The following is a 12,518-nucleotide window of genomic DNA, read 5'->3' on the forward strand; positions in this document are numbered from 1 at the left end:
TCACTGCACGATGTGATGCGTTCGCATCGGAACGGTGCGTCGGATTCCGGGAGGGAAATCTCGTCATGGCGAAGCAGGTCAAGAGGGCGGACAACGGCTCAGGTCAGGGGCTGCTGTGGCTGTTCGGTGCCATCCTCGTCATTCAGGGCTTCGGCTCCGCCGTCACGGAGGCCCGGTGGGACACCAGCTTCGGTGTCGCCGGCCTCCTGCGGGCGGCCCATATGCCCGAGTGGGCCACGCTCCTGGTCGGCTCGGCGGGTTTGGCCCTGTTGGGAGTGGCGGCGCGCCGTCACTGTGTGAGGAAGCGGGGGGATCGTCACTCGTGAGAGGTCCGCAGGCGAACCGCTGGTGCCCCGGCGGGCAACGTTCGCCCCTCAAGGAACGGCGTCATGGGGGTCCCGCTGCTCGAGCGAAGTCGAGAGCTCAGACTTTGCCATCCCTTTACCAACCCGTCGCACCGTTGCCGAGTCTCCAAAGTCGACCCCAACTCGGTCGCCAGTCCTCCGTCAGAAATCCATGCCATCCGGCGCGAGGAAGGACCTGTTCAACTGAATCCTGACGAATTAGCCAAACCATTGATATCCATAGCATCGCGGGTGTTCTCGCGAATAAGACGCAGAACCACGTTCGCCGGGTGGTGTCAACCACGGGTGATGCTGTGGGCCGCTGCGGGGGTGGCGGCCCTCGCACTCTTTGTCGCGCTGGAGATCACCGCGCGTCGCATCGGCGTGCCGGGGCCGATCACCAACCAGCTGCAAGAGGTGATATTCGCCCCCAGACCCGGGCCGCTGTACGCCGGTATGGCGTTGATGATGGTGGTGCTCACCTGGCGGCAACGGTTCATCGCGACTGGTGCCGCGATCGGCATCGACGCCGTCTTCCTGCTGGTGAGGTGGGCGGTCGACGCCAAGTTGGCCTTCGGCAACGGCGCGTTGTGGGTGATTCTGGGCTGCGCGGTCATCGCTGTCACGCGACGCACCGGCCGGGAACGTGTCCTGCTGCTGAAGGGCGTCGGGCTGGGCCTGCTGCTGGTGGCCGTGCGCAAGGCCGGCGATACCTGGCTGCTCATCACGGCGAAGACCCGCCCGACGGTGCTCGACCAGTACGTGGCGACCGCCGATCAGGCGCTGGGCAACCCGTCGTGGGTGGCAGGCCGGATCGTCGCGGCCACCAGCCCGGTCAGCACTCAGGTTCTTGACTTCGTCTACGGCCAGATCGCGGTCGCCGCGGTCGTCGTCGCGCTGTACCAGATGCGGAACGTGGCGGTCGAGCGCCGCTTCCCGAGCCATCATCTGGTGCGCACATTTCTGGCCATCGGCCTCCTCGGGCCGGGCATCTACATGATCTTCCCGGTGGTCGGACCGATCTTCGCCTACGGCGTCGGCGCCTCCGGCACCGGCGGCGGGCACTGGGCGCTGGCCAACCTGTGGCCGGACGTGCCGCCGCCGATCAGCACCCCGCACCCCATGCCGTACGACGGAGCCACCCCACGCAACTGCATGCCCAGCCTGCACACGGCGTGGGCCACCGCGATCTTCATTCATTCCCGCAAGGGCCCACGGATCCTGCGGTTCGCAGGCACGTTCTGGCTGATCGCCACGCTCGCCGCCACGCTCGGATTCGGCTACCACTACGGCGTGGATCTCGTTGCCGGCGTGGTCTTCACGCTCACGATCGAGGCCGGTCTGCGCTCACACGAACGCGGCTGGGACCGCTCAGGTGTCCAACTGGTCCTCTACGGCACGACGGTCTTCGCCGTGCTCCTGGTGTCCTATCGCTATCTGCCGATGCAGATGGCCGAACAGCCGTGGGTCTTCGGCCCACTTGTGATCCTGGCGATGACCTCGGTGGTCTACGGCTATGTGCGGACCATCAGCCCGTGGGAACCGAAGGCCGCACCAGCGCGGCAACCGCAACCGCGACCAGAACTGGTCTGAGCTCACACCTGCCTCACTACGAGGCCGCCCCGCGAGGGGTGTTGGCCGGCTGCGCCTCGGTAGGAGTTTGCTGCCCGGGGCAGGTGGTGCTCGATCCCTCCCTGCGCCAGGGGCCGGCGTCGGTACTGCCCGTCACGGTCACCTTCGCCTTGTCGAGGTCCGGGTTGGTCATGAGGTGGGCCATGGCGGCCGTGCAGATCAGCTGGTCGGCCGCCATGCCGCGAAGGGGGCTTCTGAACGTCGGGGGCAGTTCGATCGACACCGTGTCGCCGTCCGTCCGCACTTTCGACGCGTACGCCTTCTGCTCCAGATCCCCGAAATTCCGCAGGTTGAAATTCTCCGTCGACAACGGTGGCAGCTGGGTGGTCAGACCTTGGAACTGTTCCGGGAGGTCCGAACCCTTGAGCACCTCCGGCCCCATGAACACCATGGCCACGGCCTTCTCGACAACGACCGGTTCAGTGCTCGTGCGGGGGACGGCGACCAGGGTGGGGCCGTCGACGAACAGGGTGGGGCCGTTGACGACGAAATAGAGCAGCGTGGTCGGCTTGATACCGCTGGCGGCATCTCCCGCCTGCACCACGCCGGTCGGGGAGATGCCGCAGGCGGAGAGCGTGAAAAGCGCCGCCGCCAGGAGCGAGGAGCGCAGAAGCGGGGAGCGCGGAAGCGGGGAGCGCCGAAGCGGGGAGCGCTGAAGCCGGGCGACCGCACGGCGAGCGGGTCTCATAGGGGGCCTCCCGTGGGCCGGTCGTCGTGGAGTCGCAGCGGAAGTTCCACGGTGAAGACGGCACCGCCCCCGGCGTGGTTCGCCGCACGGATGGTGCCGCCGTGCACATGTACGTTCTCGGCGGTGATCGCGAGTCCGAGTCCGCTGCCCTCGGTGCGGGTCCTGGCCGTGTCCGACTTGTAGAAACGCTCGAAGACATGGGGGAGGACGTTGTCGGGGATGCCGGGACCGCTGTCCCATACCTCGATGACCGCCCGCGTCTCCTGCCCGGTCCACTGCCCGTACAGACGCAGCTCAACAGGGCGTGCGCCGTGCCGCAGCGCGTTGCCGACCAGGTTCGCGACGACCACGTCGAGGCGGCGCGGATCGACACTGCCGCGCAGTGCGCCGGGCTCGGGCAGCCGGGTCTCCACCTGCTCCGACCAGGCGCGCGAGGCGAGCGTGCGGCGTATGGACTCGGCGAGGTCGATCTCGTCGAGGTGCACGACGGCCGCGCCCGCGTCGAAGCGGGAGATCTCCATCAGGTCGTCCACCAGGCGGGCCAGTTTCACGGTCTCCTCGCTGATCAGCCGTACGGCCGTGGCGGTGTCCGGGTCCAGCCGGGCCGCGTCCTCGTCCAGTACGTCGGTGACCGCCGACATGGCGGCCAGCGGGGTACGGAGTTCGTGCGAGACGTCGGCGGCGAAGCGACGGGCGCGTGCCTCCATCTCGCGCAGCTCGGCCACCGACGTCTCCAGGGCTGCGGCGGTGTCGTTGAAGGTGCGTGACAGATCGGCCAGTTCGTCGGAGCCGTCGACGGCGAGCCGGGTGTCGAGGCGGCCCTCGGCGATGCTGCGGGTGGCGTGCCGCAGTGCGCGTACCGGCCGCAGCACTCCACGGGCGGCCAGCAGTGCCAGGAGAACGGCGAGGCCGAGGGCGGGTATGGTGGCCCGCTCGACGGCGGTGACGAGGGCGTCGATGACGGCCGTCTCGTTTCCCTGGGACACCGTCAGGAAGACCTGCACACCGCTTGCGCGGATGGTCCCCCCCGCCGAGGGCTCGAAGGTGACCGGCATGCCGACGACGAGTGAGGCACTGTCCCCGTCGCGCACCCGCTGGAAGACGGTGTCGCGCTGGGAGCGCACGGCCTCGCGCACGGCGGGCGTCAGCTCCTCGGACCGGTCGCCGGGGATGGAGGTGGCGCTCACGCCGCGGTAGACGACGAGCACGCGCCAGGGCCGGGGCTGCTCGGTGGCCGCGATGTCGGCCGCGAAGCGCTGCAGATCGGACTCGGTCGGGGGGTAGGCGAGGCCTGGGGCGAGCCGGTTGACCTGCCCGCGCAGCTGCTTGATCACGGCGTCCTGGCTCTGCTGGAGGATGCCGGTACGGGCCTCACGGAAGGTCAGGGTGCCGGTGGTGACGGCGGTCAGGACGGCGACGAGGCCGAAGGCGACGATCAGACGGGCGCGGAGGCCGCGCAGCCGAGAGACCCTGAATCGGTCCCTGATCGGGGCCTTGGCCGGAGCCTTGGTCCAGTCCTTGGTCGGATCCACGGTCGGGGCCTTGGCCGGTGCGTTCACCGGGGCCTTCGCCTCAGCGGGTGCCTTCACTGGGCCGCGAACCGGTAGCCGAAGCCGCGTACGGTCTGGACGTAGCGGGGCCGGCCCGCCGGCTCGCCCATCTTCGAGCGCAGCCGTTTGACGCAGGCGTCCACGAGGCGCGCGTCGGCGTGGTAGCTGTGCTCCCAGACCGTCTCCAGGAGCTGTTGCCGGCTGAACACCTGGTTGGGCGAGGCGGACAGGGTCAGCAGCAACCGCAGTTCGGACGGGGCGAGAGCGACCGGCACGCCCTGCCGGGAGACGGACAGCCCGGCCCGGTCGATGGACAGGTCTCCATGGGTCTCGATCTTCGGTATGCCCTCGGCGGCCGGTGCGGTGGTCCCGCCGCCGGCCGCGCGGCGCAGGACGGCGCGGATACGCGCCTCCAGCACACGGGCCTGCACGGGTTTGACGACATAGTCGTCGGCCCCTGTCTCCAGGCCGATAACGATGTCCACGTCATCGCCTCGTGCCGTCGCCATGATGATCGGCATCGTCTGGTCGACGGCGCGGATCCCGCGGCACACCTCGAGGCCGGTCATCCCGGGCAGCATCAGATCGAGTACGACGACATCCGGCCGGAACGACCGCAGGCGGGCCAGCCCGTCCTCCCCGGTCTCGGCGGCCTCGACTTCGTGGCCTTGTCGGCGCAGCGCGAGCCCGACGCCCTCCCGGACGGCGCGGTCGTCTTCGATCAGCAGAACACGTGGCATGGGCTCAGTTTTCGGACGGGGCCGCGGGGGCCAGGGGATCGTTCCAGGTGATCATATAGTCTTCGTTATCTTTTCGTGACAACATCGGTCAGGTACGCGCAGGGCGCACACGGCGACGGCTCATCCGGGGCGCGGTGCCCCGGACTCGCCGTCGCCGCCGGACCGTTCGGCCCTCGGTCGGCCGTCCTCGCCCTACCGGACCGTGAGGTAAGCCCGGTCCACCGTCTGGACCAGGGTGTTGCCATCACGGTCGGTCAGCTTCGCCCGCAGCGAGACGGAGCCCGGCTCGGCCGGGTGCTCCAGCGACAGGCGGTTGCCGTCGACGGCCTCGGTCGTGGTCCAGTTCTTGCCCTCGTCGTAGGACACCTCGAACTCCAGCTTCTCGACCGTGTCCGTGGTGGCCGCACCCTCCACCGTGAAGGGCACATCCAACTTCCTGCCGGCCTTCGCCGTGCTGGCCGACGACAGCTCGGGGGAGAAGCGGACCACGGACAGCGGCAGCCTGGTCCAGCTGTCCTCGGCCACCTCCGCCGAGCGGAACGTCCACTTCGCCCGCACCCGGGTGCTGACCGGGAACATCTCCGGGTCCCGGGAGGCGTCGAGGCTCAGCTCGTACGCGCGGTCCCCCGCGGGGACGGTGTAGCTGGCCCGGTACACCGGATCGCCCTCGCCGGTGATCTCCTCGCCGTCGGCGCGGAGCGAGGCGTCCACCGTGTAGATGCTCTGGCCCGGGTTCCCTTCGCCGTCGCCGAACAGGGGCAGGGCCGCCTTGACCGTGTTCCCGCGCCGCGCGAGCCCGGGATAGACATCCGACGGTTCACCCTTGCCCGGGGGCACCGGCGGCAGGGACGGACCGAAGACACCGACGTTGAGCCTCTTGGTGTAGCTCCTGCCCGGCTCGTACGCCCTGAACTGCCCCTGCAGCGAGGACAGCGCGTTCCACTGTTCCATGGAGTACCCCCACTTCACGCCGTTGCCCAGGACGTATTCGGTGGTCCGCAACGGCAGTTCCCGCCAGACGGGGGTGCTGAAGTCGGCCGCGATCCATTCGTCGGGCGAGAGGGGCATCGCGTAGAGCAGCCCGGTGTCCGGGGTGGGCGCGCCGACCGTGAGGTCGATCTTGGCGAGTTCCTCGCGCCGGACGTCGGCTTTGAAGGCGCCGAGCGAACCCGTACGGTTCCACGCCATGCGGTAGTTCACGGCGCGCCCGTCGGCGTCCTCGCTCCTCCAGAAACCGCTGTACTGGGCGTATGCCGCGTCCTTCGGCGCCTCGGGGCCGACATGCGCGACCTTGAAGCTCTGGAAATCGGGGTAGGCGTAGACGGCCCAGGCGTCGAGGGCCTTCCCGTCGGTGCCGGTGTAGCCGGGGACGAGCTGGGCGTGGTCGTTGCGCGCCCCGGCGTCGGGCATGGTGATCCCCACGGAGTCGGCCTTCCGGGCGTCCATGACGATCGTGGTGTCCTTGTCCAGCTCCACGGCCGGGGCCAGGAAGTACGAGTCGGTGGCCGACCCGGCACCGGCGCCGAGGATCCCGGTGAGCGCGTAGCTGCCCTTGGGCAGGCGCACGGTGACCTCGCCGTCCTCCGGGTCGGCCAGGTCCGCCATGTAGTCGCGGTCGTCCCGGCCGTTGATCAACGTCCAGCCGTTGCCGGACGGCTTGCCCTCGTCGTCGAGCTGCTTGATGGTCAAGTTGTACGACTCGTCCTCGCGCTCCACGCCGAACGCGGTGCGCACCGAGGTCCGGCCGTCGGCCGAGGCCGCGGTCACCGAGCCGCCGTAGGAACCGTAGGTCTCGCCGCCGACGCGGGTGTCGGCGGTCACCGTGACGCTTGCCGTACCGCCCGCCGGAACGGTGACCTGCCGCGAGGAGATCTCGAACATGCCCTCGGGGGCGGGCTTGCCGTCCACCCCGAGCGCCTCGACGGACAGGTCCAGGACGACCGGCTCGGTGCCGAGGTTGCGGTAGGTGATCTCCTTGGCCACGGGCTGGTCGTCGGTGTGCGGCCACGCGGGGCGGCCGAAGCTGATCGGGCCGTTCTCGACGACGACGGTCTGCCCGATCGCCCGCGCCACATCGGTGCGGCCGGTGCCCTGCTGGTACGCGCTGTACGGGTCGGGCTTGGTGGAGCCGGTCAGCGCCGCCTTGATCCGCTCGCCGGTCCAGTCCGGGTGCTGCTGCGCCAGGAGGGCGGCGGCGCCCGCGACGTGCGGGGTTGCCATCGAGGTACCGCTCAGGAGGGCGTATCCGGGCGTCCCCGCGGGGAACTGCTCCTCCATGGCGCTCGCGGTGGAGGCGGCGGCAGCGATGTCGACGCCCGGCGCGGTCAGGTCCGGCTTGAGGCCGCCGTCACCGACGCGCGGGCCGCGGCTGGAGAAGTCGGCGAGCTTGTCGTCCTTGTCCACCGCGCCGACCGTCAGCGCGGAGTCGGCGCTGCCGGGAGATCCGACGGTGCTCTCGCCCTGCTCGCCCTCGTTGCCCGCGGCGATGACGAACAGCGTGCCCGACTCGGCGGAGAGCCGGTTGACCGTCTCCTCCAGCGGGTCGACGCCCATGGTGTCGGTGCCGCCCAGGCTCATGTTGACTACATCGGCGCCCTCGGCGACCGCCCACTCCATGCCCGCGATGATGTCGGAGTCCCAGCCGTAGCCCCGGTCGTCGAGGATCTTGCCGTCCAGGATGCGCGCTCCCGGGGCGACGCCCTTGAGCTTGCCGTCCGACTTGGCGCCCGTACCGGCCACGGTGGAGGCCACATGGGTGCCGTGGCCGACCCGGTCGACGCTGTCCTCGGAGTCGGAGAAGTTCTTCTCGGCGATCTCCTGGCCCGCCAGGTCGGGGTGCGTCTGGTCCACGCCGGTGTCCAGCACGGCGACCTTGACGCCCTTGCCGTCGAACCCGGCGTCCCAGGCCGTCGGCGCGCCGATCTGGGGCACGCTCTTGTCCAGGGTGGCCTTGCGCTTTCCGTCCAGCCAGACCTTCTTCACCTTCTTCACGGCCGCTGAACCGGTCAGCCGTGCGGTGCCCTCGCCGCCGTCCCCGCCGTCGGTGAAGGTGTCCCAGAGCGCGGTGCCACCACTTTTGTCGGCCCGCAGCGCCACGCCGTTGATGTTGTCCAGCTTCTGGCTCACGCGGGCCCGTGCGTCACGGAAGGCGCTCGCGGCGGGGGTCTCGTCCCCGGTGTAGGTGACGATCAGCGGCAGGTCGGAACGGCTCTTGTTGTCGTACCCGTACGCGACGAGCTGCGTCACGTCGAACAGCCGCCGGTCGAGCTTGCCCTGGGCGACGGCCTGCGCCGCGTCACCCGGTATGACGAAGTGGTGCCCGTCGGTCTTCCGGACCGAGAACGACGCGTCCTCGCGTCCCTTGGCCCGCTCGATCCGGGCGATGGAGCCGTCCGCGGCGACCGACACCTTGTCACCGGTGATCAGCGTCACCGTCTTCGTGTTCTTCGCACTCTTCGCCCCCTTGAGGGGCAGGGAAGTCCCCAGATCTGCCGGGGCGTCAGGGGCCAGGGCGAAGGCCTGGCCCGTCCCCGGCATCCCCATCCCGGTCGCGGTCAGTACGACCGCGATGGCGAGAGCCCCCAGCGGTGCGGTCACACCTACGCGTCTGTTGGGAGGTCTGTTGGGGGGTCTTCTGCGAGGCCTGTTGGGAGATAAGGGCATGCTCATGCCACATCTTTCGCATCGGGGAACGAGGGAGCGAAGCGCTGGAGCGAAGAGGCCCGCCCGCGGTGTCCCTGGGTGCTCGAAGGTCACGCCCTGCCGTACACCGGCCGGGACAGGCCACGCCAACGACTCCAGCGCCGGAGGCAGACCGCTCCGGCGGCGGGATCAGAATGCCGAGGACCCCGCGCGCTGAGCGATCATGGTCGTTGAGGCTAGGCCCGCGGTGTGATCGGACCTGGCCCGGACGGTAACGGAACCATAACGGCGGCTCGGCGGAGACCCGCCCGGGGCAGCCACCCGGACGTGCCCGGCGCCGCCGAGCGCCGGGCATCCCGCGAGGACAGAGCGGTGTGCGTCGTCGTGCGCCGACTCACCGCTCCGGGCCGGGGGTTGGCGGCCCGCAGTGCGGCGGAGCCACGCAGGCCGCACCCCTCCGCGAACGACTCCAGCACACGACAGTCCTTGCGGCCTCACCCTCACCGGAACGGTCCGCCGCCCACGCCCGCCGCCGTCACCGACCGGGGCCGCCTCGCGCTTCGGTCACGCCCGGCCCGTGAAGGCCCACTCCCCGTGCCCGACCCGGAAGACGACGAACGCGCCGTCCCCGCGCAGGAACTCCGCGCCCTTGGGTGCCGTCACCCGGTCGCGCGCCCTGCCCGGCACGTGCACCTCGGCCGTCGAACCCACCGGCACCCGCACCGACAGCCGCAGTCCCCGGTCCAGCCGCGACCAGGACACGGCGGCCTCGCCGCGCACCGTACGGATCGACGTACGGGCCCAGTCGACCCCCGTACGGGCGTCGGGGCGCACCGTGAAGGTGCGGTAGCCGGCGTCCCCGGGGCACAGCCCGGCCACGTTCTCGTACAGCCACTGCGCGACCGTGCCCAGGAAGTAGTGGTCACGGGAGCGGGAGTCCAGCTGCCATATCTCCCACATGGTGTCGGCGCCGTTGGCCTGCCAGTACCCCCAGCTCGGATAGGTGCGCTGGGTCGCGACGGCGTGTGCGACGTCCGGGCGGCCGTGGGCGCACAGCACCTTCAGCAGCACACTCGTGCCCAGGCAGCCGGTGTTGAGATGGTTGCCGCGCGCCTCGATGTCCGCCACCAGACTCTCCAGCACGGAGGAGCGGGCGCCGGGCGGCACCAGACCGAAGGCCAGCGGGATCGCGTTGGACGTCTGCCGGTAACCGGGGTCCTTCGCCGTGCGGTAGTGGCCCTCCGGGCCGAGGAACGCCTCGTTGAACGCGGCCTTCAGATTCTCGGCCGCCTCCCGGTACCGCTTCACCACCTCGACGTCGCCCAGCAGTTCGCCCAGTTCGGCGGTGTGCACCAGCGCCCGGTGGAGGTACGCGGTCGCGGTCAGCCGGGTGTCCTCCGGGGGAATCTCGTAGCCGGGCGCCACCCAGTCGCCGAGCGCCGTGACCGCCAGCCCGTCCCGCAGCCGGGCGAGCTCCCAGTCCAGGTACCGGGTCAGCGTCGCCCAGTGCTCACGGGTCGCGCGCTCGTCCCCGTACACCCGGTACAGCTCACGGACGACGAACGGGTAGACGGTCGTCCACTCCGGGGCGGGGGCCAGTTCCTGGTAGCCCCAGCCGCCGCTCGGCACGATCACCGGGATCTGCCCCGCGCCGTTCTGGCTGTCCGCCAGATCGCCCAGCCACTTGGACAGGAAGCGCTGCACATCGAAGGCGTACGTCATCACCGGCGTGCCGACGTGGGCGTCGCCGGTCCAGCCGTTCTTCTCGTACATGGGGGTGTCGGTCGGGACGCCGTGCAGGTTGTTGAGGACCGTGCGGCGCATGGCACCGTCCAGCCACTCGTAGAACGGCTCCGAACAGGCGAAGGAGCTGACCTCCTCCACACGCGTGTGGACCAGCCGCCCCAGGACCTGCTCCGGGGAAGGCCGCTTGGGCAGGCCGTGGATCTCCACATAGCGGAAGCCCTTGTACGAGAACTTCGGCTCCCAGACCTCGCGTTCGCCGCCCTCGCCGCCCGCGCAGATGTATTCGTCGGTCTGGAAGCGGCCCGGGACATGGCCGGTCTCCGCCTGCACACTTCCGTCGGCCTTCAGCTTCTCACCGTGGACGAGGCGGACGACCGTGCCCGGCTCGGCGCCGCGGACGGTGAGGCGGGTCCAGCCCGCCATGGTGCGGCCCATGTCCACCACGTACACGCCGGGCCGGAGCTCGGAGATCTCCTTCGGCCGTACCGTCTCCACGATCTCGATCGGTTCGTGGGGCTGTGCCTTGAGCGAGCCCCGCGGGGCCTGTTGCACCTCCGCCGCCCGCCACCCCTTGTCGTCGAAGCCGGGACCGCTCCAGCCCTGCGGCGCCCGGCGTGCGTCGTAAGTCTCGCCCGCGTAGAGGGAGTTGGACAGGGTGGGTCCCTCGGTGATCCGCCACTCGCCGTCGGAGGCGACGGTGGTGCGGGAGCCGTCCGGGTGGTCGATCTCCAACTGGGCCAGCAGCCGGGGCTCCCCGTGCCACGGAGGACGGTGCCAGTTCCAGACGTTGGGGGTGGTCATGCCGAAGAAGCCGCGGCCGAGGGTGACGCCGATGGCGTTCTCACCGCGCCGGAGCAGCCCGGTCACGTCGTGGACCGCGTACAGCACGGTCTCGTCGTAGTCCGTGAAACCGGGGTCGAGCACCTGCCGGCCGACCCTGCGGCCGTTGATCTCCGCCTCGTAGTAGGCGAGTCCGCTGATGTAGAGGCGGGCCCGGGAGATCCGCTGCCGCACGATGAACGCGCGGCGCAGCAGCGGCGCGGCCTGCTCCGGAACGGCGACGCTCACCCCGCTGCCCCAGGGCCCCTGCCCGTACGGGGCGAGCACGGCCGCCTCGGCCCAGGCCGCGTCGTCGAACTCCGGGCGCTGCCAGCCCTCTTGGGGTTCGGTCGCCGCAACGCGCCAGCCGGGCCCGGAGACCAGTTCGTACGTGCCCTCGCCCGGGCCACCGTCCGCCGTCTCCACCACCAGCCGGACCAACAGACCCCCGGGGTTCACGGAGGCGCCGGGGCGGTTGGTGGCACGGGCGGCGAGCACCACCAGATCGCCGGCGGCGCGAACCTCCTCGGTGACGTCGACCGCGCGGCCGGTGCGCCAGCCGTCCTGCTGCTCCGGCGCGTGCAGCACCTGCCGGCCGTCCAGATGGAGGGTGAAGTCGTCGTCGGCGGTGGCCACCAATGTGGCCCGCCGCACCTGTGTGCCGTCCGGCAGGCGCAGTCCCGCCCGGAACCAGCGCGGCCCCGCGGGGGCGTCGGAGGAGGTCGCGCCCGGCGACCAGATCCACGAGGCGCCCGAGAGGGAGGGCGGCTGCGGCGGCGGGCCGGCACCGATCCAGCGGGCACCCGCGGCCTGCCGGTCGGCGTCCGACAACGTTGTCTCCCACCAGCCGGTCTCACTCCAGCGCGAAGGCCGCCCGGCTCCGTCCCAGACCCGTACCCGCCAGTGGTAGCGGGTACGGGGGCGCAGTGCGGGCCCGGCGTAGGGGATGCCCACGCTGCGGTCGGACGCCACTTTCCCCGAGTCCCACACCAGCCTGGCCCCGGACCCGGTGCCCTTCAGCTGCCCGGGGTCGAGGGCCACCTGGACCTGGTACGCGCTCTGTCGGGCGCCGCGCCCCGGAGCGGACAACTCCCAGTTGAGGCGGGGGCGTTCGACGTCGGTACCGAGGAGCCGCTCGGTGTGCTCGACGGTGGTGCGCTCGATGCGGAGCGCTCCGGCGCGATCGCCCTGTGGGCCCCTGGCCGGTGTGCCGGCGGCCGCCGCCGGGCCGCCGGACAGCGCGGTGAACCCGGCGCCCGCGCCCGCCGTCGTGCCTTTGAGGAAGAGTCTTCTGTTCCAGAACTGGCTCATGCGTTCCTCGCTCGCTGTGTCGCCGCGGACAATCGAAGCCGCGTTT

At 70.7% G+C, this 12,518-nt stretch carries 7 protein-coding genes; 2 read left to right on the forward strand and 5 right to left on the reverse strand.

What is annotated here, in order from left to right; all coding sequences use genetic code 11:
- Nucleotides 1–65 precede the first annotated feature (65 nt).
- Both EF387_RS25340 and EF387_RS25345 read left to right on the forward strand, forming a co-directional pair.
- Nucleotides 66–326 (forward strand): hypothetical protein, encoded by a 261-nt coding sequence (locus EF387_RS25340; protein ID WP_128378923.1) that lies wholly within the window; start codon nt 66–68, stop codon nt 324–326.
- Nucleotides 327–653: 327 nt separating this feature from the next.
- A complete protein-coding gene (locus tag EF387_RS25345) occupies nt 654–1,937 on the forward strand; it encodes a phosphatase PAP2 family protein (protein WP_202918373.1) in 1,284 nt (427 codons plus the stop codon).
- Between the two features lie 16 nt (nt 1,938–1,953).
- Here EF387_RS25345 and EF387_RS25350 read toward each other — a convergent pair whose 3' ends face one another.
- The 5 genes from EF387_RS25350 to EF387_RS25370 form a co-directional block, all read right to left on the reverse strand.
- On the reverse strand, nt 1,954–2,664 hold the full coding sequence (locus EF387_RS25350; RefSeq protein ID WP_128378924.1) for a hypothetical protein: 711 nt from the start codon (nt 2,662–2,664) through the stop codon (nt 1,954–1,956).
- On the reverse strand, nt 2,661–4,100 hold the full coding sequence (locus EF387_RS25355) for a sensor histidine kinase (RefSeq protein WP_128379048.1): 1,440 nt from the start codon (nt 4,098–4,100) through the stop codon (nt 2,661–2,663). Before EF387_RS25355 ends, EF387_RS25350 begins: the two co-directional genes overlap by 4 nt.
- A 149-nt stretch (nt 4,101–4,249) precedes the next feature.
- Nucleotides 4,250–4,954, reverse strand: a complete 705-nt coding sequence (locus EF387_RS25360; RefSeq protein WP_128378925.1) for a response regulator transcription factor — start codon at nt 4,952–4,954, stop codon at nt 4,250–4,252.
- A 192-nt stretch (nt 4,955–5,146) separates the two neighbouring features.
- On the reverse strand, nt 5,147–8,551 hold the full coding sequence (locus tag EF387_RS25365; RefSeq protein WP_238431678.1) for a S8 family serine peptidase: 3,405 nt from the start codon (nt 8,549–8,551) through the stop codon (nt 5,147–5,149).
- Between the two features lie 609 nt (nt 8,552–9,160).
- Nucleotides 9,161–12,472 (reverse strand): glycoside hydrolase family 78 protein, encoded by a 3,312-nt coding sequence (locus EF387_RS25370; RefSeq protein ID WP_128378926.1) that lies wholly within the window; start codon nt 12,470–12,472, stop codon nt 9,161–9,163.
- Nucleotides 12,473–12,518: the final 46 nt, after the last annotated feature.

This window comes from Streptomyces cavernae, from assembly GCF_004023625.1.
GTDB classification, from domain to species: domain Bacteria; phylum Actinomycetota; class Actinomycetes; order Streptomycetales; family Streptomycetaceae; genus Streptomyces; species Streptomyces cavernae.